This is a genomic window from Streptomyces violens (genome assembly GCF_000717745.1).
GTDB lineage: Bacteria > Actinomycetota > Actinomycetes > Streptomycetales > Streptomycetaceae > Streptomyces > Streptomyces violens.
On the sequence record NZ_JOBH01000023.1, the window covers coordinates 43740 to 69319 of the forward strand.

General features: G+C 70.2%; 24 protein-coding genes. 12 read left to right on the plus strand and 12 right to left on the minus strand.

The annotated features are described in order from the left end of the window. Positions 1 to 19: 19 nt before the first annotated feature. Entirely contained in the window at positions 20 to 1369 is a 1350-nt protein-coding gene (locus IF04_RS0132460; RefSeq protein WP_030266160.1) for a cation:proton antiporter, read from the minus strand. Between the two features lie 345 nt (positions 1370 to 1714). Here IF04_RS0132460 and IF04_RS0132465 point away from each other — a divergent pair, with 345 nt between their 5' ends. Both IF04_RS0132465 and IF04_RS0132470 read left to right on the plus strand, forming a co-directional pair. Further along, entirely contained in the window at positions 1715 to 2404 is a 690-nt protein-coding gene (locus IF04_RS0132465) for an N-acetylmuramoyl-L-alanine amidase (RefSeq protein WP_063829563.1), read from the plus strand. 18 nt (positions 2405 to 2422) lie between these two features. After that, positions 2423 to 4060 (plus strand): flavin monoamine oxidase family protein, encoded by a 1638-nt coding sequence (locus IF04_RS0132470; protein WP_078601085.1) that lies wholly within the window; start codon positions 2423 to 2425, stop codon positions 4058 to 4060. A 48-nt stretch (positions 4061 to 4108) separates the two neighbouring features. Here IF04_RS0132470 and IF04_RS0132475 read toward each other — a convergent pair whose 3' ends face one another. Together IF04_RS0132475 and IF04_RS0132480 are read right to left on the minus strand one after the other, a co-directional pair. Beyond that, complete coding sequence (locus IF04_RS0132475; protein WP_157847739.1) at positions 4109 to 4771, minus strand: hypothetical protein; 663 nt, start codon at positions 4769 to 4771, stop codon at positions 4109 to 4111. A 47-nt stretch (positions 4772 to 4818) separates the two neighbouring features. Further along, positions 4819 to 5007, minus strand: coding sequence for a hypothetical protein (locus IF04_RS0132480; protein ID WP_030266171.1), 189 nt, complete (start codon positions 5005 to 5007; stop codon positions 4819 to 4821). Positions 5008 to 5401: 394 nt separating this feature from the next. Here IF04_RS0132480 and IF04_RS0132485 point away from each other — a divergent pair, with 394 nt between their 5' ends. Both IF04_RS0132485 and IF04_RS0132490 read left to right on the plus strand, forming a co-directional pair. Further along, positions 5402 to 6868 carry a sugar porter family MFS transporter gene (locus IF04_RS0132485; protein ID WP_030266175.1) on the plus strand — a complete coding sequence of 489 codons (1467 nt, stop codon included), beginning with the start codon at positions 5402 to 5404 and terminating at the stop codon, positions 6866 to 6868. 109 nt (positions 6869 to 6977) lie between these two features. After that, positions 6978 to 8549, plus strand: a complete 1572-nt coding sequence (locus tag IF04_RS0132490) for an SGNH/GDSL hydrolase family protein (protein ID WP_030266178.1) — start codon at positions 6978 to 6980, stop codon at positions 8547 to 8549. Positions 8550 to 8577: 28 nt separating this feature from the next. Here IF04_RS0132490 and IF04_RS0132495 read toward each other — a convergent pair whose 3' ends face one another. Then, positions 8578 to 9651 (minus strand): Lrp/AsnC family transcriptional regulator, encoded by a 1074-nt coding sequence (locus tag IF04_RS0132495; RefSeq protein ID WP_063829566.1) that lies wholly within the window; start codon positions 9649 to 9651, stop codon positions 8578 to 8580. Between the two features lie 61 nt (positions 9652 to 9712). On the opposite strand from IF04_RS0132495, the gene IF04_RS0132500 reads away from it, so the two are divergent. The 3 genes from IF04_RS0132500 to IF04_RS0132510 all read left to right on the plus strand — a co-directional run bounded on the left by IF04_RS0132500 (position 9713) and on the right by IF04_RS0132510 (position 12557). Beyond that, positions 9713 to 10978 carry an MFS transporter gene (locus IF04_RS0132500; protein WP_051831779.1) on the plus strand — a complete coding sequence of 422 codons (1266 nt, stop codon included), beginning with the start codon at positions 9713 to 9715 and terminating at the stop codon, positions 10976 to 10978. Between the two features lie 2 nt (positions 10979 to 10980). Then, complete coding sequence (locus IF04_RS0132505) at positions 10981 to 12249, plus strand: amidohydrolase (protein WP_030266188.1); 1269 nt, start codon at positions 10981 to 10983, stop codon at positions 12247 to 12249. 104 nt (positions 12250 to 12353) lie between these two features. Then, a complete protein-coding gene (locus tag IF04_RS0132510; RefSeq protein ID WP_030266191.1) occupies positions 12354 to 12557 on the plus strand; it encodes a hypothetical protein in 204 nt (67 codons plus the stop codon). On the opposite strand, the gene IF04_RS0132515 is transcribed toward IF04_RS0132510, so the two are convergent. Then, a complete protein-coding gene (locus IF04_RS0132515; protein WP_078601100.1) occupies positions 12551 to 13549 on the minus strand; it encodes a DMT family transporter in 999 nt (332 codons plus the stop codon). The genes IF04_RS0132510 and IF04_RS0132515 overlap by 7 nt on opposite strands. A gap of 109 nt (positions 13550 to 13658) precedes the next feature. Between IF04_RS0132515 and IF04_RS0132520 the strand changes: the two genes are divergently transcribed. Then, entirely contained in the window at positions 13659 to 14552 is an 894-nt protein-coding gene (locus IF04_RS0132520; protein ID WP_051831769.1) for an AraC family transcriptional regulator, read from the plus strand. Between the two features lie 359 nt (positions 14553 to 14911). After that, positions 14912 to 16435, plus strand: coding sequence for a glycine betaine/L-proline transporter ProP (gene proP, locus IF04_RS0132525; RefSeq protein WP_037961587.1), 1524 nt, complete (start codon positions 14912 to 14914; stop codon positions 16433 to 16435). A 42-nt stretch (positions 16436 to 16477) separates the two neighbouring features. Here the strand turns inward: proP and IF04_RS36230 are convergent, their stop codons facing one another. Further along, positions 16478 to 16909, minus strand: coding sequence for a GNAT family N-acetyltransferase (locus IF04_RS36230; RefSeq protein ID WP_211259889.1), 432 nt, complete (start codon positions 16907 to 16909; stop codon positions 16478 to 16480). A gap of 237 nt (positions 16910 to 17146) precedes the next feature. On the opposite strand from IF04_RS36230, the gene IF04_RS38930 reads away from it, so the two are divergent. Next, on the plus strand, positions 17147 to 17674 hold the full coding sequence (locus IF04_RS38930; protein ID WP_157847740.1) for a hypothetical protein: 528 nt from the start codon (positions 17147 to 17149) through the stop codon (positions 17672 to 17674). A gap of 100 nt (positions 17675 to 17774) precedes the next feature. Here IF04_RS38930 and IF04_RS0132540 read toward each other — a convergent pair whose 3' ends face one another. From IF04_RS0132540 to IF04_RS0132555, 4 genes are all read right to left on the minus strand, one after another. Beyond that, a complete protein-coding gene (locus IF04_RS0132540; RefSeq protein WP_037961540.1) occupies positions 17775 to 18827 on the minus strand; it encodes an alpha/beta hydrolase family protein in 1053 nt (350 codons plus the stop codon). Between the two features lie 187 nt (positions 18828 to 19014). Continuing rightward, positions 19015 to 19791, minus strand: a complete 777-nt coding sequence (locus tag IF04_RS0132545) for a class I SAM-dependent methyltransferase (RefSeq protein ID WP_030266210.1) — start codon at positions 19789 to 19791, stop codon at positions 19015 to 19017. A gap of 164 nt (positions 19792 to 19955) precedes the next feature. Further along, positions 19956 to 20537 carry a TerD family protein gene (locus IF04_RS0132550; protein ID WP_030266213.1) on the minus strand — a complete coding sequence of 194 codons (582 nt, stop codon included), beginning with the start codon at positions 20535 to 20537 and terminating at the stop codon, positions 19956 to 19958. A gap of 112 nt (positions 20538 to 20649) precedes the next feature. Continuing rightward, on the minus strand, positions 20650 to 21627 hold the full coding sequence (locus IF04_RS0132555; RefSeq protein WP_051831770.1) for an NAD(P)/FAD-dependent oxidoreductase: 978 nt from the start codon (positions 21625 to 21627) through the stop codon (positions 20650 to 20652). Positions 21628 to 21695: 68 nt separating this feature from the next. Here IF04_RS0132555 and IF04_RS0132560 point away from each other — a divergent pair, with 68 nt between their 5' ends. Beyond that, on the plus strand, positions 21696 to 22322 hold the full coding sequence (locus tag IF04_RS0132560) for a helix-turn-helix domain-containing protein (RefSeq protein WP_211259890.1): 627 nt from the start codon (positions 21696 to 21698) through the stop codon (positions 22320 to 22322). A gap of 83 nt (positions 22323 to 22405) precedes the next feature. Then, on the plus strand, positions 22406 to 22909 hold the full coding sequence (locus tag IF04_RS0132565; protein WP_051831771.1) for an RDD family protein: 504 nt from the start codon (positions 22406 to 22408) through the stop codon (positions 22907 to 22909). A 123-nt stretch (positions 22910 to 23032) separates the two neighbouring features. Here the strand turns inward: IF04_RS0132565 and IF04_RS0132570 are convergent, their stop codons facing one another. Together IF04_RS0132570 and IF04_RS36820 are read right to left on the minus strand one after the other, a co-directional pair. Beyond that, complete coding sequence (locus IF04_RS0132570; protein WP_157847741.1) at positions 23033 to 23440, minus strand: hypothetical protein; 408 nt, start codon at positions 23438 to 23440, stop codon at positions 23033 to 23035. Continuing rightward, positions 23437 to 25458: a caspase, EACC1-associated type gene (locus IF04_RS36820; RefSeq protein WP_078601090.1), complete on the minus strand. Its 2022-nt coding sequence runs from the start codon at positions 25456 to 25458 to the stop codon at positions 23437 to 23439. The genes IF04_RS0132570 and IF04_RS36820 overlap by 4 nt, the downstream gene beginning before the upstream one ends. Positions 25459 to 25580 lie beyond the last annotated feature (122 nt).

Here is a 25580-nt window from a genome sequence, read left to right on the forward strand (position 1 = left end):
GCCCCAACTGAATGCCTTTTCACTCCTGGTTACGCACCGGTGTGTGCAACCCCTCATAAATGGAGGGGCGATCCGGACCACCGGCCGGCCGCGTCCGGCGGCGCAGCCAGGTCAGGGCGGGGGAGGTGATCGCGGTGGTGATGAGCGCCATCAGGACGAGCATGGTGAACAGGTCGGGGCCGATCACATGGAGTTCGAGACCGATGTTGAGGATGACCAGCTCCGTCAGCCCGCGGCAGTTCATCAGCGCGCCCAGCGACAGGGCGCCCGGCCAGCTCTGCCCGCAGGCGCGGGCCGCGACGGCGCTGCCGCCCCACTTGCCGAGCACGGCGACGGCCAGTACGGCACCGGCCCACAGCCACTGCACCGGGTCGCCGACCAGCATGCCGATGTCTGTATGCAGTCCGGTGTGTACGAAGAACAGCGGCAGCAGCAGGGGCACGGCGACGGCGTGGAGCCGGGTGGCGCAGCGCTCGACCGCAAGGGAACCGCGGGGTGTCATCACACCGAAGACGAACGCGCCGAACAGCGCGTGCACCCCGATCCTGTCGGTGGCGAACGCGGACAGGCACAGCCCGGCGAAGAGCACGACGAGCACGAGGCTGTCCCGGCCGGCGGAACCGGGCCCGGAGGCCGCAGCGCCGGCGACGGGACGGGGCGTCGCGATCCGTGCCGCCCTCGCCGCCCACCGCGCCAGCACCGGCCGGACCACGTACAGCATGAAGGCGAAGAAGACCGCCGACAGCGCCGCCGTGGTGACCGCGTCCAGCGGCGAGCCGCTGCGGGTGACGGCCACGACGACCGCCAGCAGGCACCACGCGGTGACATCGTCGATGGCCGCCGAGGTCATCGCCAGGGCGCCCAGCCGCGTCCCGTACAACCCGCGATCGGTGAGGATGCGGGCGAGTACGGGGAAGGCCGTGATGCTCATGGCCACGGCGATGAACAGGATGAACGGCAGTCGGTGCGTGCCCTCGGGGGCGAGCGTGCCGTACATCCCGGCCGCCAGCGCCGCGCCCAGCAGCAGTGGCAGGGCGATGCTCACCTGGCTGACGACGACCGCCGTACGGCCATGCCCCCGCAGGCTCCCCAGGTCCAGCTCCAGACCGACCAGGAACATGAAGATCAGCAGCCCGAGCTGGCCGAGCGCCCCGGTGTACGGGCCGATGGCCGACGGGAAGAGCCACGCCTGCCCTTCGGGCCATAACCAGCCGAGCAGGGACGGGCCGAGCAGAATGCCGGTGGCGAGCTCGCCGACGACGGGTGGCTGCCCGAGGCGGCGGCACACTGCCGCCCCCGCACGACAGGCGACGATCACGACCGGAACGACGATCAGGAGGCCGGGCAGCGGGTCGGCGGCGGACGACACAGGCGACTCCTTCGGGTGGGGACGGGCGAGCCCGGCATGGCCGGACAGCCCCCGATGTCACTCTCTGCAACCTCCCAGCACCTGCCCGCCCAGCGCGCGGAGCCAAACGCCGGGCGCCCGCACGGCGGGGTCACGCACGCGCAGACGGCGCATCCACCGATCGCCGCCACGCCCCCCCCCGGACGGGCCGTGCCACTGGACGGCAAACAACACCTGATCCCGAAATAGCGGTTGAATACCCCTGTAAACGGTTGAACTCCCCTGTAATAAGGAATGAGTTGAGGTGTGGCAATTCCGTTGACAGCCTCAAAGGCCCTGCGCGCTTTGAGAGCAGAAGGTCTGACCGTGAAGCAGGTCGGTGACTGGCGCACGCACAACCGGAACCGCCAGGGACGCTGGGGACCGGTACGCGGAGTGATACTTCACCACACCGGCACCAGGGGGACCGAGCGGACCGTGGAGCTGTGCCGTGACGGCTATCCCGGACTGCCGGGGCCGGTCTGCCATGCCGTCATCGACAAGCGGGGCGTGGTGTGGCTGGTGGGCTGGGGCCGGACGAACCACGCCGGCCTGGGCGACCCGGACGTGCTCGGCGCGGTGATCCACGAGGAGCCGCTCCCGGCCGACGGCGAGGCGTCGGTGGACGGCAACCCCTGGTTCTACGGCTTCGAGTGCGTGAACCTCGGCGACGGTTACGACCCGTGGCCCGCCGTGCAGGTGGACGCGATGGTACGGGCGTCGGCAGCCCTCATCAAAGCGCACGGCTGGGGCCTCGACGGGGACACCTCGCTGATCGGGCACAAGGAGTGGCAGCCGGGCAAGCCCGACCCCCGGGGGCTGGACATGCGGGAACTCCGCCGACGAGTGGCGGCCATGGTCCGCGGCGCCTCCACACCCCCTGCCGCACCCGGGAGCGACGCCCCGCCGCCGTCCCCCTCCCCGCCCTCCCGTCCGGCCCCCGCCGACGTGGACTGGTGGGCAGATATCCCCATCAAGAGTGATAAACCACCATCACGCGACTACACATGGTGGTAGCCCGAGCACACTCAGGGCATGAATCCTCCGGTCAGCCGGCGTCAAGTCCTCGCCGCCACGGGAGCCTTGGCAGTCGCCGGCGGAGCCTCGGCCGCAGCCGGGCTCGCCAGTACCACGTCCGGTGCCGCACCCCACGGTGGCGGCGGGGGCACCGGCTCCGCCGTCCGGTCGGTGGCCCGTGACATCACCCGGACCACCGAAGACGGCACCGTCCTCACCCCCACCTACCTCCAACTGCTCACCGACGATGTGCACATCGAGCCGCGAGGGTCGCGCATCGCGATCGTCGGCGCCGGCATGGCGGGACTCGCCGCGGCATACATGCTGCAGAAGGCCGGACACCAGGTCCGGGTGATCGACGCCCACCCGGACCGGGTCGGCGGCCGCATCCACACCCTGCGCGACTGGCACCACCCCGCCGCCTACGCGGAAGCCGGTGCCCTGCGCATCCCCGGCACCCACACCCTCGTGACCGGCCTCGCCCGCCACCTCGGCGTGGGCCTGCGCCCGTTCGTCCGCACCGACGAGAGCCGGCTCCTCCACGTCAACGGCGCCATGGCCTCCCGCGCCCAGTACCAACGCCGCCCGCGCACCCTGAACAAGACCTTCGACGTCAAAGACGACCGCACCGGCCAGGCCATTTACGACGAGGCCCGCGAGCCCTTACGGGCCATGGTGAAGGACGGCACGGACGGCTGGGCGCGCTTCCTCGACCAGTACGACGCATGGTCGCTGCAACGCTTCCTCACCGACCGGGCGGGCCTGACGGCCGGGGAACTCGACCTGCTGGCCACCCTGGAGAGCCGCACCGCGCGGCTGCCGCTCTCCCTGACCCACGCCCTGCTCACCACCACGGCCCTCCCGCCGGACGCCCGCCAGTGGGAGGTCTCCGGCGGCATGGACCACCTGCCCAAGGCCCTGGCCGGCAAGCTCGAGGAGGGGACGCTGCGCCCGGGCTGGCGGCTGACCGGCGTCGACTCCCGGCCGGCCAAGCTCCGCCTCGCCGTCGAAAAGACCACCACGGGCCAGGCGGAGAACCTGGAGGCCGACCGCGTCATCATCACCGCACCGTTCCCCGCCCTCCGCCACGTCACGTTCACGCCCGACCTCACCTACGGAAAACGGCGCGCGATGCAAGAACTCCGGTACGGCGCCGCGACCAACGTCCTGCTGGAGTTCGATCAGCGCTGGTGGGGAGCGGACGGCGGCGCCGACATCTCCGACACCCCCCTGCGGCACACCGTCTACCCCTCCCACCCGTCCGGCGACGGCGGGGTGGTCCTCGCCTCCGCCACCTCGGCCGAGGACGCCGCCATGTGGGACAGCATGCCGGGCAAGGCCCGCGCCGGACAGGCCCTGAAACTGATGACCGAGCTGTACGGGGAGGACGTCGAGCGCTCGTACACAGGGCGCTGGGCGGCCCCGTCCTGGGCCCGCAACGAGTACGCCTGCGGCGAAGCCGTCCTCTACACGCCCGGCCAGGCCGTCGAGCTGGGCCCTCACACCCGCACCCCGGAAGCCGACGGCCGCCTCTGGTTCGCCGGCGACCAGACCAGCACCCACTACCGCGCCTGGATCGAGGGTGCCTTGGAATCGGCGTGCCGGGTGGCGTACGGAATGGGGGTACGGCCTGCTGGGGGCGGGCCCGGCAAATGAAGGCGCGTTCGCGTGACCGGCCGGGTGCCGTCGCGGCTCACCGTGGGTTCACACGTACTCGAACTTCATCTGGAAGCCGTCCACGGCGGGGTTGGTGATGTTGGGCGGGTCGGAGGGGTGCGGCTTGACGGACAGGCTGACGTTGTATGCGGTGCCGGGCTTCAGGGCGACGCCCACCGGATACTGGCAGCGGGAGGAGTCCGTGGTGTTCATCTGGTACCAGCCCCACGGCTCCTTCCCGTGCGCGTAGACGATCTGTTCGCCGGCCGCGTCCTTCAGCCACAGGTACACGTCGATGTGCGTCTGCCTGTCCGCGCGCCACTGCGCGACCATGTAGACCGTGTCGCCGTCGCGTCGCCAGCAGGGCCGGGCCTCGACGCCCGGCACGGTGTCGATGGCGCGCCAGCTCGTGCACTGGTCCGCGGCGGACCGGTTCTTCGCCGGTGAGGACGAGGCGGGTGCCGGGCCGGAGGCCGGCGGGGTGGTGGCGGGCTCGGCGGACGTACGGCTCGGCGAGGGGGAGGTCGGCGCGGAGCTGGAAGGTGGCGTGGTGGGCTGCGTCGGGTGGTGCTCGACGGCGTTCTCGTTGCCGCACACCGCACCTTCATTGCACTGGGTGGTCTGGCCCGCGCAGCCGGTCATGGCGGCGAGGAGGAGAACGACCCCTGAGGCGACGCGCGCGGTGTGGTGACACCAGGGGCGACGGGGCAAGGCAGGGTTTCCTTCCGTGTCCGTAACGGGTGCCGGGGCCATTGCCCTCACGGCTTCTTGTCACCGTCGTCCGACGTGGACACCTTGTTGTTGTTCCCGCACGTCGCCGAGTTGTTGCAGCGGTAGTCATTGCCGGAGTCGGCGCCCACGACCGTGATCGTGGCGGCGATGATCGCCCCTGCCGCGCCAATGCTGCCGACAGCGATCGCTACCTTCTGACCAGTGGTCAGCGCCATGCGGGTCTCCAGGAAGTGAGGGACGGGGCCGGCCCCGGCCGGCCGGCATGAAGAGTGCGAGCGCGCGGTCGAGCGGTGCCGGCTCAGCGCAAAAGAGGGCTGATCCGATCAGGCTCCGCCCCCAACTGGCCTACAGAATATGACCGTCGTTCCCCGTGTGCCACATCCAGCACGTGCGCACCATGCCGTCGGGCCGTCGCCGGACGGCGGGTGTCACCCGATCGGCTCTGGTGCCGGGCCATCGGGGTAGTCGGCGGTGCCGGGGGCGCGAGTTGCGGCGGTTCCTCCACGGCCGGACCGGCACGCTGCTCGACAATGCCCCTGGTACGCCTGAGTGCTCCTGGTACTCCGGCACCACAGACCGCGTCGACTCTGGAAAAGGTGACACCCGCTCATGGCCCGAACGGCCTCCGGACCACAGCCGTCCAGCACCAGCTCCGGCCACCACGGCAAGGCCGTCGGTATCTCCATCGCTGCCGCGGTCGGCGGTTTTCTCTTCGGCTTCGACTCCTCCGTCATCAATGGCGCGGTGGACTCCCTGAGCTCGCACTTCGAGCTCAATGCCTTCCTCTCCGGCTTCGTCGTCTCCATCGCGCTGCTGGGCAGCGCCGTCGGCGCCTGGTACGCGGGGCGGCTGGCCGACGGGTGGGGCCGGCGCAACGTGATGATCCTCGGCGCGGCGATGTTCTTCATCAGCTCGGCCGGCTCGGCCTTCGCCTTCTCCGTACCCGACCTGATGGTCTGGCGAGTGATCGGCGGGCTCGGCATCGGCATCGCGTCCGTGATCGCGCCCGCCTACATCTCGGAGGTGGCACCGGCGAGCGGGCGCGGCGCGCTGGGCTCGCTCCAGCAGCTGGCGATCACCATCGGGCAGCTGGTGGTACTCAGCTCCAACAAGGGCCTGGCCGGAGCCGCGGGCGGCGCGTCGAACGAGCTGTGGCTGAACATGCCGGCCTGGCGCTGGATGTTCCTGGTCGGCGTGATCCCGGCGATGATCTACGGCGTGCTGGCGCTGCTGATCCCGGAGTCCCCGCGCTATCTGGTGCTCAAGGGGCAGTACGACAAGGCCGCCGGCGTGCTGCAGCGGGTGACCGGCGTCGCCGACCCGCAGCGGAAAGTGCAGGAGATCCGGGAGACCCTGCACAAGGAGCACAAGAGCAGCTTCAAGGACATCCGCGGCCCCCGGATGGGGCTTGCGCCACTGGTCTGGGTCGGCATCGTGATGGCCGCGTTCCAGCAGCTGGTGGGCATCAACGCGATCTTCTACTACTCCACCACGCTGTGGAAGTCGGTCGGATTCAGTGAGTCCAGCTCGTTCACCACGTCGGTGATCACCGCGGGGATCAATGTGGTGATGACCGTGGTCGCCATGCTGTTCGTGGACCGGGTCGGGCGCCGCCGGCTGCTCTCCATCGGCTCCGCCGGCATGTTCGTGGCGCTGCTGCTCACCGCGATCGCCTTCTCGCAGCAGCGGGGCAGCGGCGCGGACGTGACGCTGCCCAGCCCGTACGGGCCGCTGGCGCTCATCGGCGCCAACGCCTTCGTGGTCTTCTTCGCGCTCTCCTGGGGCCCGATCATGTGGGTCATGCTCGCCGAGATGTTCCCCAACCGGATGCGGGCGATGGCGCTGGCGATCGGTACCGCCTCGAACTGGATCTTCAACTTCATCGTCACCTTCTCCTTCGAGCCGATGACCACCAAGGTCGGCCTCTCCTGGCTGTACGGCGCCTTCGCCTTCTTCGCCTTCGCCTCCTTCTTCTTCGTGCAGACGAAGGTGCCCGAGACCAAGCAGCGGGAACTGGAATCCATGACGGGCGAGACGTACCGGCGGGAATCCGCCGGGCGGAAGGGCGCCCCATAGCCTCCGGCAGCAACTTGCGCTGTCATGTAAGGGGCTCAGTACGTCGGTTGAGCGGTTCAGTACGTCGGTCGAGGGGCTCAGTACGTCAGGGCCTGTGTCAGGGGAGAGCATGGACGATTCCGGACGACGGCAGCACGGCACGCGAGTACCGGTCAGCGATCCCACGCTGGCCATTGAGATCACCGGGCGTGAGTGGCAGGGGCAGCCGCGGCATCGGCTGGTCGCCATCGGGGACTCGCTCACCCAGGGGTTCCAGAGCGGGTCGGTCTTCCACACCGACCTGTCCTTCCCCGCGATCATCGCCCATGAAATGGGGTGGAGCGCCTCATTCCGGTATCCCTCCTACAACGGGCACGGAGGGCTCCCGCTCAACATCGAACTGCTGCTGCGCGACCTGGAAGCGCGCTATGGCCGGGAGGTGGACTGGTGGGAGATGGCCCCCGCGCTCTTCCGGGCCCGCGGCTTCATGGACCGGGTGGAGGACTACTGGGAGCGCGGGCCCGGCACGGCGGTGCCGCGGACCCGGGCCGTCAACCACAACCTCGGGGCGTTCGGCTGGGACCTGCGGGACGCGCTGGAGAAGTCGGCCGACGTCTGCCGCGCGCGGATCTCCAAGCCCAAGGACGACCTGGTGTACCAGGTCGTGCAGGACGCCGGTGAGCGCGCCGCGCTGCGCGTACTGCCCACCGAACCCCCCGAGGCCGGAGCCCTGTCGCAGCTCGGCGCGGCCAAGGCGCTCGGCGAGGAGACCGGGGACACCGACGGCATGGACCCGGAACACGGCATCGAGACGCTGATCGTGTTCCTGGGATCCAACAACGCACTGCAGGCGGTGACGGACCTGCGCGTCGTCTGGAGCGAGGAGGGCTACGACGACCTGGGGCGCAAGGGCGCCTTCACCGTCTGGCGGCCCGAGCACTTCGCCGCCGAACTGCGGGAGGTCGTCCGCGAGGTCCGGGAGATCAAGGCGCGGCACGTCATCTGGTGCACCGTGCCGCATGTGACCGTCGCGCCGCTAGCGCGCGGCGTCGGCGGCAAGACCGAGCCGGGATCCGCCTACTTCCCGTACTACACCCGCCCCTGGATAAGCGACCGCGCCTTCGACCCGCGCAATGACCCGCACATCACCGGCGACCAGGCGCGCGCCGTCGACCATGCCATCGACCAGTACAACGACGCGATCACCGCGGAAGTGCGGCAGGCCCGGGAGACGGGCCGGGACTGGTACCTGCTGGACACCGCGGGCCTTCTCGACCGGCTCGCCGCCCGCCGTTACCTGGATGACCCGCTCGCCCGCCCGGACTGGTGGCAGCCGTACCCGCTGCCGCCGGAGCTGCAGGCCCTCAACCCGCCGCCCAACACCCACTTCCTCGCGAGCGACGGGGAACGGCGCACCGATGGCGGTCTGTTCTCGCTGGACGGCGTCCATCCGACCACCGTCGCGTACGGGATCGTCGCCCAGGAGACGATCAACGTCATGCGGCGGGCGGGCGTCGAGTTCCTGCACCCCGACGGGACCACGCCACGCGCCGACCCGGTCCTGGTGGACTTCGACCGGCTCATCCGCCGCGACACGCTGATCAACCGGCCGCCGGAGAATCTGACCCCGACGCTTAAGGTGATCGGCTGGGCGGACGAGGCGCTGGATCTCTTCCGGCGGGTGCTGCCGTTCGGTACCTGACCGCTCACTGCTGTCCGGTACCTGATGCTCACTGCGGGGCGGCGGTCGGGCCCGGCGCCCGCAAGGGCACGTGCCCGACCGCCCGCCCCTCCGCGTCCAGCAGCCGGCCCATCCGCTTGATCGTGTGCAGCGTCAGTTCCCGTTGCCCGACCCGGAGGTGGGGAAAGCGGCGCCGGATGCGGGTCTCCAGCGCATGGCACTCCGCGGTCGACCGTATCCAGGCGGAGAACAACAGATTGGCCGCGCCGGTCACCGCCACGCACAGCCGGGTCTCCCGGAAGGCGGCCAGCGCCAGGCCGGTGCTGTCCAGCAGGTCGGCCGGCACGTCCAGCCGGTATGTCGCGATGACCGGCCAGCCCGCCGCCCGCTGCGCCACATCGCAGCGGAAGTGCACCTCCGGGTGGTGCAGCAGCCGGGCCAGCCGCCGCCGCACGGTCGTCTCGCTCATCGCGCACTCCCGCGCCAGATCCGAGTAGGCCCGTCGGCCGTCCTCGCCCAGCGCCCGCAGCAGCCGGGTGTCGGCCTCGCCCAGCGCAGGCGCGCGCTGTGACCCCGGCCCGTCCCGCGGGCCGAGCGTCCGGCGCTGGTCGCTGTCCAGCGCGTGCAGCAGCCATCCGCTGCCCTCGCGGTACGTCCGCGCCTGAAGGCTCACCCGTACCGCCGAGATGCCGTCCAGCCGCCCCAGGAAACCGGTCACGAACGCGTCCATGCCCGCCAGGTCGCGGGTAATGACGTACAGCAGGAGCTGATGCGGCCCGGCCGTCCGCTCGATGCTGAAGACGTGCGGTGACGCGCTGAGCCGCGCGCTGACGGCGAGCAGCCGCTCCGGCCGGCAGGCGACGTCGATGTACGCGACGGGCATCCCCGGCAGCGAGGCGTACGCCGTCATCCAGGCCAGCCCGTGCCCGGTCAGCCAGTTCCAGCGCCGGGCCGCGGTCGTGGCGTCGACGCCGACGGCCGCCGCGATACGGGTCCACGGGGCCCGCGGCGCGACCTGCAGCGCCTCGACGAGCGCCAGGTCCGTCTCGCTCAGCGCGGCGGATTCCGGCGGACGGCGGGGCGCTGCGCCGGAAACCGGCGTGGGGACCACGGGAAACGCCATGGCGTGCATTGTGGCCGAACCCCCCGCCCACCCGGTAGAGCAGGAGGATCATGCCGTGCAGATGCACAGAACCACCCGGATCACGGTGGTACTGCTCTTCGCCGCCTGGACCGTCGACTACATCGACCGCCTCGTCATCAATCTCGCCCTGCCGTCGATAGGCGAGACGTTCGGCCTGTCACACGGCGCGCGCGGAATGATCGTCTCCGCGTTCTTCCTCACCTACGCGCTCTTCCAGATCCCCGGCGGCCTGCTGGCGGACCGTTTCGGCGGCGTACGGATGGCTTCCCTGGCGCTGGTCCTGTGGTCGCTCTTCACCGGACTGACCGCCCTGGCCTGGTCGTTCACCGCGCTGCTGGTCATCCGCTGCTTCTTCGGCGCAGCGCAGGGGCTGTTCCCGGGCGCGGCGCTGAACGCGCTGAGCCGGCGCAGCATCCCCGCCCAGCGCATGACGGCGACCGGCTGGCTGCAGAGCTCCAACGCGGTCGGCGGCCTGCTGGCCTCCGTCCTCGCGTCGGTGCTGCTGTCCCTGTGGGACTGGCGCGCCATGTTCCTGACCGTCTGCCTGCTGGGCGTACTGGTGCTCGTCGCCGTACGGCGCTGGATGCCGGCGCCGCTGCCCGAGGCCGACACCGGGGCCGACGCCCCGCGTACGAAGGGCGCGGCGCGGGCGGTGCTGCGCTCGCCGGCCATCTGGGGTTTCGCGCTGCTGTTCTTCGCCTACGACGTGGTGATCTGGGGCCTGAACTCCTGGAGCGGCTCGTACCTCATCGAGGAGCGCGGCCTGCACGTCGGCTCCGCCGGGCTGGTCACCCTCGGCCCGACCGTCCTGGCCGCGGCCGGCGCCGTCCTCGGCGGCAAGCTGTCGGACCGCTTCGAGGGCCGGCCGCGCCGCATCATCGTGCCCGCGATGCTGGCCGTCGCCGTACTGCTGTTCCTGCTGCCCCGCACCACGTCCATCACCCAGTTCGTCCTCTGCGGCACGCTGCTGAGCGGCGCGGCGGGCCTGTGCTACCTGCCCTGCTTCTCGGTACCGCTGCGCAGCCTGCCGCCCGGGCTGAGCGGGGTCGCCTCCGGGATCATCCTGTTCGGCGGCCAGCTCTCCGGGATCCTGACCCCCACCGTCTTCGGCACGGTCGTCGACCACTTCTCGTACGAAGCGGCCTTCACGATGCTCATCGCCGGGCCGGCGCTCGCGATCCTCGTGTCGCTGCGCGTGCCGCAGACGACGCCGCGCTTCCTGGCCGGGTTCGGCGGCGCGTACGCGGCCGGACGGCAGACCGCCGACCGCACGCCCGCCGACCCCGCACCCCACCCGAAGGGATGACCATGACCGCGCCCACCACCACTGCCGAGGAAACCCCCCTGGAACTCGGCCTGCCGGACCACCTCCCGCACTGGGAAGACGTCTACCGCGACCTCCACTCCCACCCCGAACTCGCCTTCGCCGAGCACCGCACGGCTGCCACCGTGGCCGCCGAGCTGCGCGCCGAGGGCGGCTGGGAGGTGACCGAAGGCGTGGGCGGTACCGGGGTGGTGGCCGTACTGCGCAACGGCGACGGCCCGGTCGTGCTGCTGCGCGCCGACATGGACGCACTGCCCGTACAGGAGGAGACCGGCCTCGCGTACGCGTCGGCCGAGCCGGGCCGCATGCACGCCTGCGGCCACGACATCCACGTCACCTGCCTGCTGGGCGCCTGCCGCCAGCTCGCCGCGCACCCGGGCGCCTGGCACGGCACGGTCGTGGCCGTCTTCCAGCCCGCCGAGGAGGTCGGACAGGGTGCGCGCGCCATGCTGCGGGACGGGCTGCTGGACCGCTTCCCGCGCCCCGACGTGTGCCTGGGCCAGCACGTCGGGCCGTTCCCCGCGGGCCTGGTGGTGACCCGGCCGGGCCCGCTGATGGCGGCCGCCGACAGCCTGCGGGTCACCCTGCACGGCGCGGGCGGGCACGCCTCGACCCCGCAGTACTGCGTCGACCCGCTCGTACTGGCCGCCACGGTCGTCCTCCGCCTGCAGACCTTCGCGGCCCGCCAGGCCCCGTACTCCCGGGCGACGATCCTGACCGCCGGCGCGCTGCACTCCGGGACGGTGGCCAACATCATCCCGCACACCGCCGAACTCCTGCTCAGCCTGCGGACGTTCAGCCCTGAGGCGCGCGAGGAGGCGTTCGAGGCGATCCGGCGCGTCATACGGACCGAGGCGGAGTCGTTCGACGTGCCGCGGCCGCCGGAGATCACCGCGTACGACCCCTTCCCGCTCACGGTCAACGAGGAGGACGCGACGCGCCGCGTGCTCACCGCGATCGAAACGACGGGCGCGCCCACACACGTCCTGCAGTCCCCCTTGGCCGCCAGCGAGGACTTCGGCGCCCTGGGGACCGCGGCAGGCTGCCCCTCGGTCTTCTGGCACTTCGGCGGCATCGCGCACGACCGCTTCTCCGAGGAGGGCATCGCCGCCCTGCACCGCGGCGCCCAGCCACCCGGCATCCCGGCGCCCCACTCCCCGCACTACGCCCCCGACCCGGCCCCCACCCTCCCGGTCGGCATCCGCAACCTCCTCGCGGTGACGACGGAGTGGCTGCGCCCCGGGAGCGAGTGAGGGACACACCACCGTTCGGAGCAGTCGCAGGTCGCCCGCCCCGACCGGACATGAGGGGATGGAAGCGGTGGCGGGCCCCCGTCACCGCGAACCTGGGAGGCACCATGGCCGAGGAACGTACGAACCGGGACCCGCACGAGGCGGACATGGCCCCGGCTCAGAAACGCGAGCCCGCCAAGGACGAGCGCGACCGCAGCGCCGAGGAGGTCAACGCGGACCGGCCGTCCGTACGAGGAGAGAAGCCCGGCCCGGCCCCGAAGCGTGCCTCGAAGCCGGGGGAGCGGCGCGCGCCGAAGCGGACTCAGTAGCGAGTACGGGGGCGATGCGGCTCTGGGGTACGGCCTCGCTCTTCCGGCGCACGGTCCTGCGCCGTGACCTCGTCGCGGCGCCACGGCGGCCGTCCCCGGGTGGCCGCGAGGACCGCGCCCGCCAGCAGGACCGCCGCGCCCGCCACCTGCACCGGACCGAAGGACTCGCCGAGGAACAGCGTGCCGCAGACGGTGTTCACGACCGGCACGGTGAACATCATCAGCGAGGCGGAGGCCGGACCCACCGCGCCCACCCCTCGGTAGTACAGGAGGTTGGCGACGGCCGCGGCGCCCAGCGCCAGGAAGCCCACGTTCAGCCAGAGGCCCGGCGGCAGTTCGCCCCAGCGCACGTCCGGTACGGCGGGCGCGGCGACCAGGCCCAGTAGGACGGCGCCCGCACAGGTGGCGTACGTCGTGGCGCGCAGCGGGTCGACACCGGCCAGTACCCGCGGCCCGGCGAGCGTGTACGCGGCCCAGCACGCCGCGCTGAGGAGGAACAGCGCGTCCCCGGCGAGCCGCGACGGGCTCCCCTGGGTGCTGCCGCCCGCACCCAGGAAGAAGATCACCGCTCCGGTGAGCCCGAGCGCCAGCCCCGCCAGCCGCGCCCACGAGGCCCGTTCGCGCTTCGTGACCAGCAGGAACAGGCTGGTGAGCACCGGGCTCAGCACGGGTATGAGAATCCCGGCGTCGAGCGAGGGCGCGAGCGAAAGCCCCCAGAAGAACGCACTGTTGTAGGCGAAGACCCCGAGGACGCCCGCCAGGGCCGCGCGCCGGCCCGCACCCCGCTGCGCCCGTGCCGCCTCCCGCCGGTCGCCCAAGAAGTACAGCGCCACCAGCAGGGCGAGCGCAGCCCCGCCGAAGCGCAGCAGCGCGGCGACCGAGTGCGGTACGTACGCCACCACCGACTTGGAACTGGCGAAGGCGCTGCCCCACAGCACCATCGTCACCGACAACATCAGATACGGGCTGTGCACGCCCTTCTTCGCTGGCATGCCCCGACTCTGGCGCCCGGCACCCGGCCCGGTCTTGAACGCTGGTGCGCGCCCGGCGGTGCCGCGGCCGGACGGCGCCCCCGCGCCGGTCACGGGCCATAATGCGGCCATGGGGACGGGCGCGGGCGGCAGCTGGGTGCGGTACTGGCGGGACGGCACCCGCCCCGTGGAGGCCATGCACGCGCGCTTCCGCGACCACGTCTATCCGCCGCACAGCCATGACACGTACTCCTTCGGCATCACCGACGCCGGTGCCCAGCGCTTCCGCTGTCGCGGCGCGGCGCACACCAGCGGCGCCGGGATGGTGATGGCGTTCAACCCGGACGAGGTGCACGACGGCCGGGCCGCGGCGGAGCTGGGCTACCACTACCGGATCGTGCACCTCGGCCCGTCCGTCGTGCGTGACGTACTCGCCGACGCCACCGACGGCCGGTCCGGCGCGCTCCCGCTGTTCGCGCACCCCGTACTGACCGACCCCGCCCTCGCGTACGCGCTCACCCGTCTGCACGCCGCGCTGGCCGGCACCACCGACCCGCTGGTCCGCGACGAACGCCTGACCGCGACGGTGACCGCGCTGGCCCGCCGCGCCGCGACCGCGCCGGCCTCCGCCGCGCTCGCCGCCCGTACACCCACCGACCGCGCCCGCCGCCAGGCCGCGCGCCGGGCGCGGGAACTGCTGGCGGAGACGTACATGGAGGCCGTGCCCGCCGAGCGGCTGGCGGCGGCCGCCGGGTGCAGCCGGTTCGCGCTCTACCGGGCTTTCCGCGCCGAGTACGGCCTCGCCCCCAGCGACTACCAGCGCCAACTGCGGCTGCGGCGGGCCCGTTCGCTGCTGCGTGCCGGTACGACGCCCGCCGACGCCGCGGCCGCCACCGGCTTCGCCGACCAGGCGCACTTCAGCCGCTGGTTCCAGCGCGTCTACGGCGTGACGCCCGGCGTGTTCCGGAACGCGCTTCTCAGCGCATCCCTGGACGTGCCTCTGAGCGCACCTCTGGACGGGTGAACGGGCGGCGGACACGCCCGGGGGGCGGGGCCGAGGTCCGGGGACTGAAGGCAGAGGACTCAGGCCGGGCGGGGGCCGTTTGCCCGCGGTCATGTGGGTACGCGGAGGCCCGTGGGACCTTACGGTACGGACGGCGCGCGCACTGGCAAACTGTGTCCAGTGGGGCAAACCGGCAATAGGATGACGAAAGCGTGCCAGTCGCGGCGGTCATCCGCGCTCCGGACGGCACCCGCCCACGCCACCCGACCCGACGACGAGTACGCGGAGCCATGAAACACGGGCAGAACGAACGATCCAGGCAAGCGCGCAAGGCCACGCAGTCCGCCGGGTACGGTTCGGGCAGCGTACGGACCGAGCGCATGGTGCGTACGCTGCTACGCCGACGCAAGCGCCCGGTGGCCCCCGAGGACGTCACGGTCGTCGACAAACCCCAGGTCAGACGGGCGGTTTCGGCCGCGGCCCTGGGCAACACGATGGAGTGGTTCGACTTCGGCGTCTACGCCTATGTCGCCCCCACCCTCGGCAAGGTCTTCTTCCCCTCCAGCTCGCCCGGCGCGCAGGTGATCTCCACCTTCGCCACGTTCGCCGCCGCGTTCCTCGTGCGCCCGCTCGGCGGCCTGGTCTTCGGGCCGCTGGGTGACCGCATCGGACGCCAGCGGGTGCTCGCCGCCACCATGATCATGATGGCGATCAGCACCTTCGCGGTCGGCTTCTTGCCGGGCTACGAATCCATCGGCCTGGCCGCGGCCATACTGCTGTTGCTGTGCCGACTGGTGCAGGGCTTCTCGACCGGCGGTGAGTACGCGGGTGCGACGACGTACATCGCGGAGTACTCACCGGACCGCAAACGCGGGTTCCTCGGGAGCTGGCTCGACTTCGGCACGTTCGTCGGCTACTCGCTCGGCTCCAGCCTCGTCACCGTGCTGACCGCCGTCCTCAGCGACGAGCAGATGCTCTCGTGGGGCTGGCGCATCCCCTTCTTTGTCGCCGGGCCGCTCGGCCTGATCGGCCTCTACATGCGGATGAAGCTGGAGGAGACCCCGGCCTTCCAGGAGGTCGAGGCCAAGCATCAGGAGGCACAGAAGGACGGCGCCCTGACGGAGGACCCGGTCGAGCAGGCCCGCATGTCCGGCAAGGGCCGCCTGAAGGAGCTGTTCACGCACCACTGGGAGGCCATCCTCATCTGCATGGGCCTGGTGCTGCTCTACAACGTGACCAACTACATGGTCACCTCCTACCTGCCCACCTACATGACCAGCACCCTCGGCGAACCCAGCCTGACCGCCCAACTGCTCGTCCTCGGCACGATGGTCCTGGTCGTCCTCACGATCACCACCGTCGGCCGCTCCTCGGACCGCTTCGGCCGCCGCCCCATGTTCCTCTGGGCGGGCGCGGCGATGGTGGTGCTCGCCATCCCCGCCTTCCTCCTCATCAAGCAGGGCGGCATCCTCTTCCCCGCCATGGGCTGCGTGATCCTCGGCCTGCTGCTCGTCTGCTTCGCGGGCACCAGCGCGTCCACCCTGCCCGCGCTCTTCCCCACCCACCTGCGCTACGGCGGCCTGTCCGTCGCCTTCAACGTCTCCGTCTCGATCTTCGGCGGCACGACACCGCTGGTCGCCTCGGCGCTGGTCGAATCCACGGGCGACAAGATGGTCCCCGCGTACTACCTGATGGCAGCCGGCATCATCGGCGTCATCTCGGCGATCTTCCTCCACGAAACAGCGGGCAAGCCGCTCCGCGGCTCCTCGCACATGGTCGAAGACGAACAACAGGCCCGCCAACTCGTCGCCCACAGCCGCACCCGCGCAGGCCGCCGAGCCCGCGACGTCTGGATCGGCCTCCGCCAGGGACGCTTGCCGCGCCACGACAAGGACAAGGAGTAGCTCTCAGTTCCCGCACACGCTTGCGATCAGGGCTAGGCCGGACTATGCCGAAGCCCTGGTTCCTGGGCAGGCGGTCCGGTCGACGGCCGCCTCCAGCAGCGCCTGCCCAGCAGCCGTGTCGTGGTCGGCTGTATACACATAGAGCACATACAACTGCCTCGCCCACGCCGCCGCGGCGTCCAGGTGCGGACCCGACATGGCTCTCCCGACCAACTCGCCGTTCCGCTCGGCGACGGCCACGCGATTCTCGTGATAGCGCTCGTCGGTCAACGCGACAGTCCAGAACCGCTCCCGAGCAGCCAGAAAGCCTGGAGCATCGAGGACTGCATCCGAGATGAGCCCTCGATAGGTCTCCTGCCGGCACCGGACGCTCACGCGCGCCATCTGCGTGGCATCCTCGACCCGGGCAGGGCGAACGGTCAGCGAGGAACTCACCGCCGAATCGTAGTGCGACAGTTTCTTGCCGCCAGCCACGCGCCGGAGCGCCGGTAACGACGGTGTGGGCGACGAGCCGCGCCCGGCGGCGAGCGCGCGCCGTTGCCGAGTAGGCGACGCTCGTGGTGACGGAGCCCAGGTCGGCGATGCGGTCCGTGGTGCGGCATGCGGCCGACCCGTTGACGACGCCGCTCGGGTCCGCTCACTGCGCTTGCTGGGGCCTGTCCGATGGGCCGGTGATCGGTAGCTGGTGCAGGCTCGATAGATTGGCGTCCCATGGAACTTTGGGGAGCACGCCTGTACGGGAACCCTTGCCGGGACTGTGGCTTCGACTGGTCGTTGACTCCGCGTGAAGCCATTGGCCAGGTCGAGGACCTGCCTACGCGGTACACGGCGCTGGTGAAGGGGCTCCGGGGAGACGAACGGCATCCGGAGCTGGCCTGGAATGTCGCGGCCTACGTCAGTCACGTCACCGACAATCTACGCAACTGGGCGGAGCGGCTGGCCGGGGCGAGGCTTTCCGGCGCATCCCAGGTTCCCGGTTATGACCAAGACCTTCTGGCGCGGGCCCGCTACTACAACGACGTTCCCCTGGCAGGCGCTTTGTGGTCGCTTCAGCGGGCGGCCGACGCCTGGGTGGACTCCGTGTCCGCCGCGCTGGAGGAGAACGTGATTCTTGAGCATGCCGATCGTGGCGTACAGCAGGCCGAGGATGTGGCGCGCAACAACGCCCACGATGCCGCCCATCACGCCTGGGACATCAAGCGGATCTTGGTTCACGCTGATCGGCCAACCAGGAGCTGAGACAGGGAGCTGCATTCAAGCCCTCGCGCGTGTGCGACAGGCGGCGATCGGCACGGTCGAGTGGATCCTCCGCTCGACCAGCCGTTGCGGGTGGTGTGCTTCAGTCGGCCTTCGCCGGCTTGTCGAAGAAGCTGACGATCCGGGACAGGGCTCGCCGCACTGATGCGTTGTGGTCGTAGTCGCCGACGTCGGTCAGCCGGTGTGGGGCGCCGTTTCTCGTCAACTGGTCGGCACAGTACGCCGCGTGGCTGAAGTCGACGTCCTTGTCGCCCCGGCCGTGGAAGATCTCCACCGGTACGTTCGGCCGCCAGTCGCAGGTGTTGTCCATCGGGCGCAGCTTGTCCTTCAGGACACCGTCGGGCTTGCGGATTCTGTTCAGGAAGTCCTCGGTGAACAGGTCCTTGGAGGCCGCCGGAAGTTCGCTGACGATCTGCCCGGTGGTGTGATGGCCGTCGAAGAGACCCTCCGCCTTGCTGTCGTAGGGGGAGCGGAAGGCCTCGCCGGGCGACGTGTAAAGGCCGTACATCCTGTTCCAGGCGGTGACGAAGTAGGCGAGATAGATGCCGGATTTGGCGGTCTTGTCATCGGCTGCGGCGGCCTCGAAGGCCGAGAGGTTGTAGGGGCCGCTGACCGGGGCGAGTGCCCCCAGCCGGAAGTAGCGGTCGGCACCCTTCTGCTGAAGCGCCCGGCCTACCAGCATGGTCGCGGGGCCGCCCTGCGAGAACCCGCTGACCTGAACCTTCCGCTTCAGCTCCCGGCCGTTCCGGTGGGCGAAGGTCCGGGCCGCGCGCAGGCCGTCCACCGAGGCCGCGACGGTGGCCCGAGGATCACCGTAGGGGTGGAAGCCTTCGCCCGAGCCGAGGCCCACGTAGTCGGGCGCCGAAACGGCCCGCCCGGTCGAGGCGAACAGCAGGGTGGCGATCCGGTCGTTCGACTTCGGATTCTCTGAGGCGACGTCCTTGCGGTAGACGGTGGTGCCGTGCAGCCAGGAGACGGTGGACATGTGGCGCGCCCCGTTCTTGGGCAGGACGACGAGCTGGCTCGCGGTCGTGGGGGCGTCCGTGCTGTCCCTGGTGCGGTAGGTGACCCGATAAGCGGTCACGCCGTAGCGGACCTGGGACGTGTCGATCTTTCCCCGGAGTTCCCCGGCCACTTCCTCCGCTGTGAGGTCGGCCGCCTGCTCGACGGAGACGACGGCCCCGCCTTGTGCCCGCTCGCTGGGGGAGCCATGCCCGTCGGCCGCGCCACTGGGCCATGGAGCGACTCCCCGGGTCGCAAAGGGGGGAAACCCCCTCGGGCCCCTGGGGGATGCCGGAAGACCCGAACGCGCGCGTCGGCGGTCAGGCGGCTGTGACTCTGAGTTTGGACTGGCCGTGGTTGCGGGTTTCCCAGTCGTCCATGAAGCGGGCCTGGAGGTTGTGCTTCGCGGCGAGGGCGATGAGGGTTTCGGTGCGGTAGTAGAAGTCCTCGCGGAGGACCTGGTGTTCGGTGCCGGTGGTGCGGTCGAAGGTGAAGTCGAAGAAGCCGCCGGGGGCCAGGACGCGGCCGACGTGGGCGAGGCATTCGTCGATGATCTCGATGGGGGAGTGCGAGAAGACGCTGTGGGCGTGCACGACGTCGAAGTGCGCGTCGGGGAGGAAGTCCAGGGTGAGGTCCTGGGTGATGGTCAGGTGCGGGAGCTTCGTCTGCAGCCCGTGGTCGGTCAGCGTCTGCTTTGCCGCGATGAGGATGTCGGGGGAGATGTCGATGCCGTAGTAGTTCCCGGCGTCGAGGTAGTTGATGAAGTGCCAGCCGGCGCGGAGGTTGCCGCAGCCGATGTCGAGCATGCGGGACTGCGGTGTGAGGCCGTGCTCGCGGAGGTAGTCGAACTGCATTTTCCCGAGCGCCAGCCAGCGGTCGTGGGTCCGGCTGCCGACGGCGGCCTCGGGGTTGCGGCGGGTGTCGGAGGCCATGACGGCGCGGTAGTAACCGACGTGGTCGGGGTGCTTGAAGGCCAGCCAGCGGTCCCGGGCCGCGCGCTTGACGTACGGGGCGATGCGGTGCGGGTGGCCCAGGGCGTACCGGACCTTGTGGGTGAGGGCGGCGCGGTTGGCGACCAGGTTCTTCTTCGTGGCCATGCGTAGTACTCCAAGTACTCCAAGCACCTCGATGTGAGGTGGGGTTCGCCTGCTCGTCCGGACTATACATGGCGTGTATACGTGCAGTGTATAGATGGGTGAGGTGAGGGGCGGAAGGGGGAGTGTGCGGGGCGGGGGCCCTGGGCGGGCCCCCGCCGGGGGTGTCAGAGCAGGCGGCTGATGGCGGGCATCAGGTCCTGGAAGGTGCGGCCCGTGGCCGGTTCGCCGAGGGCGGTCATCTGCCAGGTGGTGCCGGAACGGTAGACCTTGGCCATGATCTGGGCGGTGTGCGGGCCGCCGCCGGTGAGGGTGTAGCGGGCCAGTTCCTCGCCGGTGCTTTCATCGATCAGTCGGCAGTATGCGTTCTGCACTTCTTTGAAGGTCTGGCCGGTGAAGGAGTTCACCGTGAAGACGATCTGGTCGACGTTGGCGGGGACGCGCCGGAGGTCGACCGCGATGGATTCGTCGTCGCCCTGGCCCGTACCACCGACGAGATTGTCCCCGCTGTGCTGCACGGAACCGTCGTCGCTGGTCAGGCGCTGGAAGAAGACGACATCCACGCCCTGGCCGCCGGCGAAGAGCACTGCCGAGGCGTCCAGGTCGATCTCCCGGGCGCCCGCCAGCTTGGCGAGGAATCCTTTGCGCTGGGCGGCCTGCCAGCCCAGGCCCATGCGTACGACGCTGAGCGTGCCGCCGTCGGACTTGCTCAGGCTGATCTGCTGGCCCTTGTTCAGATTCACGGACATACGGAGAAGCCTCGCTCGTGTCGGGTCCCGGCGGTAGATGGAGCTGAAGCCAGGTGGGAATCTTCGGTATCTACAGCAGTGTAGAGATCCGGGGAGCGGTGCGGTGGGAGGGTCAGCGGACGAGGGGCGGGAGGGGCGGCAGGGGCGTTGCCGTGCGGTGGTGGCCGACGGCGCGGGCGATGTCGTCGTCCACCAGCTCCTGGTTGAGGGCGAAGGCCGTGGCCGCGCCCATGCCGGCCGCGGTGACCACCATCGCGCGCGGGTCGATGACATTGCCCACCGCCCACACACCGGGCACGCTCGTGCGGCCCGCGCGGTCGGTGGTGACCCAGCCGTTGTCGTCCTTCGCGCAGCCCAGGCCGGTGAGCAGGGCATCGCGAGGGACCATCGTCGGGACGACGAAGACCGCGTTGCGGGACACCGTGTGGCCCTCGGCCAGTTCGACACCGCGCAGCCGGTCGTCCTCCACCACGAGCCGCTTGACCGTGCCCTCGACGATGCGCACGCCGCGGGCGGTCAGCCGCTCGCGGTCCTCCTCACTCGGGCGCTGAGTGTGCGCGAAGTACACGATGTCGTCCGACCACTGGCGCAGCAGCAGCGTGTGACCGACCGCGCCCGGGTGCGTGCCCAGTACCCCGATCGGCTGGTCGCGGACCTCGTAGCCGTGGCAGTACGGGCAGAACAGTAGGTCACTGCCCCAGCGTTCGCGGACGCCCGGGATGTCGGGCAGGTCGTCGCGCAGTCCGGTGGCCACGATGACGTGGCGGGCGGTGAGTACGGGGCCGCCGGCCAGCCGTACCTCGAAATGAGGGGCTGCGTCGTCTATCCGGTCCACCTGACTCTTTATCAAGTCCACGCCGTACTCGGCCAGTTCGGCGCGGCCGGTTGCCAGTAGCTCCCTTGGTGCCATGCCGTCACGGGATAGGAAGCCGTGCATGTGCGCGGCCGGGGCGTTGCGTGGGTGTCCGGCGTCCACCACTGCCACCCGGCGGCGGGAACGGGCCAGTACCAGCGCGGAGTTGAGACCGCCGGCACCCGCACCGACCACCACGACGTCGTAGGTCGAATCGTTGGCTGTTGTGTTCGTCATGTTCGCAGGGTGCGGCCGTTGCCCAGTAGAGGCAATTTCTGTTGCCGTTTCCGGGACGGGGCGGTGCAATGAGTGGCGTGGAGCATTCACCTGCCATCGCGCAAGCCCTCACCGAAGTCGGCCCCCGTCTCAAGCGTCTGCGCACCCAGCGCGGTGTGACGCTGGCGGCGCTCTCCGAGGCGACCGGTATCTCGAAGAGCACGCTGTCCCGTCTGGAGGCCGGGCAGCGGCGGCCCAGCCTGGAGCTGCTGCTGCCGATCTCGCAGGCGCATCAAGTGCCGCTGGACGAGCTGGTCGTCGCCCCAGAGGTCGGCGATCCCCGCATCCGCCTCACGCCGCAGCGCGTGAACGGTAACACCGTGCTGCCGCTCACCCGGCAGCCCGGCCCACTGCAGACCTTCAAGATGATCCTCCCGGCCACCCGGTGCGAACCGGAGCCGTGCACGCACGAGGGGTACGAGTGGCTCTACGTGCTCTCCGGGCGGCTGCGGTTGATCCTGGCCGACCACGATCTGGTACTGGCCGCGGGTGAGGCGGCGGAGTTTGATACGCGGCTGCCGCACTGGTTCGGGAGTACCGGTGAGGGGCCGGTCGAGCTGCTGAGCCTCTTCGGCCGGCAGGGCGAGCGCATGCACGTACGCGCCAAGCCGAAGGCCCGGGAGGCCAAGGCCCGGGAGGGGCGGGCCGGTGGGTGATCACTTCATGAGGGCCGGGCTACCCTTCAGTGCCCACCCTTGGTAACCATCTTCAGTAACTGTAACCACGAGGAGTGTTCGTAGTGAGTCACCCCGGGCCGCCGCCGCAGACGCCGTACGGCTACCCGCCCCATGCCGGCTGGTTGCAGCGTGCGGGCGCGTTCGTGCTCGACGTTCTGATCAACTTCGGGCCGATGTGGCTGCTGGTGGGCATCAGCTCCGGCATCGAAGCGAGCTCGGGCGAAAGCGGCGAGGTCTTCGCGAACATCGTGGCCTGGATCGGGATCCTGGCGATGATCGTGGCCGTGGTCTTCCAGCTGCGGCGCGAGGGCCGGACCGGGCAGACCGTGGGCAAGAAGGTCCTCGGCATCCGAGCCGTCCGCGAGCGGGACGGCCAGATGCTCGGCGTCGGTCTGGCGCTCGGCCGCCGGCTGCTCCAGTTCCTCAACAACGTGGTGTTCGGGCTGGGTTGGTGGTGGGCCATTTGGGACACCAAGAGCCAGACGTTCGCTGACAAGATCACCAGTGTGGTCGTCGTCCGCGCCGACGCCGCGCCGATGCCTCAGCCGGTCGGCAACTGGCAGTAGACCGCGGACACTTGCCGGTCGACCGCCGACCCCTCGCTGTAGACCGCGGACAGCCGGCAGTCGACTGCAGACACCCGGCAGTGGACCGGCGACACTCGGCAGTGGACCGGCGGACGTGGACGCTCACCGTCCGCCGGTCCTGCCACGGCGGGCGCCGCAGCACTGGCGGATGAGGTCGGGTGTCAGCGGTCCGCCGTCCGGTGAGGTCACCACGGCCCGGAGCTCGGGGGACTCCGCCGCGGCGCGCAGCGGCTCGGGGAAGTGCTCGGAGCACCACAGGGGTTCGGCGATGCCCTCCACCGCTTCGGGGCAGGCGGCGAGATGGTCCGCGACGTTCGGCCAGCGGACGCAGAGCAGGCACCACAGGGCCAGCGCGTCCGGATCCACATGGATGTCCTCCAGAATCCGGATGGAACGCAGGATGCTGTACGTGTTGAGGAATTTCTTGACCGCCCGCGGATTGTCGCCGAGTACGGAAGCGAATTTCCGCAGGGTGTGCTCGGCGCGACGGCGCTCGGTGATGCTGTTCATCGCCTCCGACACCCATTCCGCACGGCCCACCTCGAACCGTCGCAGGCGGTCCAGGAAATCCCCGTCGGTCCGTGGCCGCGGCGACTCCGGGAGCGGTGCGTTCTCCGTCTCCGGGCGCGTATCCGTGACCCTGAGCATCTCGTCCAGATACGAGGACCGCGCCGCGGCGGAGAGCGCCGGCATCGGCAGCGAGAGCTGAAAGAGCTTGTCCAGGAAGAGATAGCCGAGCGGTCTGCCGGGCTCGGTGATGCAGTCGACGAACGACTCATGAGCGGATTCATAACTGCGTCTGAGCCACGCGCCGTCCGCCGCGACGACGAAATAGGCCCCGCGGCCCCCGGGTTCGTACCGTTGTTGCCGCCCCGTGAAGCACCCATGGTGCGCACCAGGGTCTGGATCATGTCCAGGAATTCCACTACGTACGCCTGGTCGCAGCGGTCGAGATCGTCGATGAAGAAGGCGACCGGTTTGTCGGCGCGCTGGAGGAGCCACTGAAAGTGGGCCGAGATGTCCGCCATCGGATTGGCCTGGGTCTGCTCGAACAATCTGGCGCCGCGTACCGAATCCCACAGGAAGAGGCGGGCGGCCACCAGTACCCCGGCGCCGAGCGTCCCCAAGGCGGCCACCAGCGCCGTGACCGCCTTGGCCTGCTCCTGCCAGTTGAGCAGGCTGGGATTCTTCGGCCAGATGAGATAGCCGATGAGGGCGGCGAGAACGGCCACGACGACAAAGGCCATGGCGTACGGCGCGCCGGTTCTACGGGCGCGGGCGGCCGTTTCCCTGATCCGGATGAAAGGGCGCCGCCACCAGGGCCGGCCGCGCGTGACCTCTTGGCGCAGGCAGGTGAGCAGGGACCACCAGGCGGGCGCGAGCCGTGACTGCTGCCAGGCGTCGAACCGTGCGACCCGGAAAGCGCCGTCGACGTGCTCCTCCAGCAAATTCAGCAGACTGCTCTTGCCGCTGCCCCACGGGCCGTCGAGATGGACGAGAAAGGAGGTGTCGGGCTGCGTCATATGGGTTTCCACCAGACGCAGGGCGAGCACCTTCGCCACCGGCGCGCGGTTCAGCAGGTCCACGGTGGCGGGCGCGTCATGGAACCATTCGACGTCCTCGACGTCTTCGACAGTCTCAATGTTGCCGAAGTGCCCGACATCTCCGACGCTCCCGAAATCCCCGGCGTTCCCGAAATCCCCGGCGTTCCCGAAATTCCCGGAACCGAAATCTCCGATTTCCTCGAGTTCCTCGACGTCCTGGGTGTCCTCGTCGGCCACCCCGGCGTACGCCCGGTCGTATGCCGGGTTACGGACCAGGCCCAGCTCGCCGGCGCTGTTGACGCTCTGTACCTGCGGTGGCGGATACCCCAATGCGCGCATGGTGTTCTGCAGCTCGCGCGCGATGGCCTGGAGGGTCAGCAGCTCGGCTGGTCCGGGAATGCCCTGCTTGAGCAGCCTGATCAGCTCTCCGGTGAAGGCCGTGAACGGTTCGCCGTGGCGGGCCATCGACAGTCTGGTGGCCGAGGACGACGTCAGGGTGAATGTTCCCGAGACTTCGCTCAGCGTGGCGAGGTTCGCGGGCAGGCTGCCGGCCATGCTCGTGAAGTTCAGGGCGCGGCCGCTGAAGCAGCAATCCAGGATCACGACCTTGATCCTTGCCGGGCTCCGCTCCAGGATGCGCCGTACGGTCGTGAAAGGCAGGGCCGAGGTGGAGAGTTCCTCCTGCGTGGTGTTCGACAGACCGAGATGCAATTCCCCGTCGTCGCCGACGAGGCCGTGGCCCGCGTAGTAGACGAGCAGGACATCGTCGGCCAGGTCTGCCAGCTGCCGGAGCCCAGAGCCGACCACTCCGATATGACTGGGTTCGGCGATGACCAGGGGCTGCCGGAATCCATCCGATTCTTCGAGAATTGCGCTCAGATCCACCAGGTTGTTCTGGATCGCGGGTATGTCGTCCAGCTCCGTATAGCGACTGCAGCCGATAAGAACGGCCTGTGAGCGTCGTGGATCGGGCAGCCGTGCCATTCGTCCCCCATGGTCCGTGCGCGGTTGTCCATTATGAGTTCTCTCACCCTCTCGGTCCCACCCCCGGCCAGATTCCGGGCTCCGGCGGAAGCCGTGGGATTCGGGGGCCCGGCGGGCTGGGA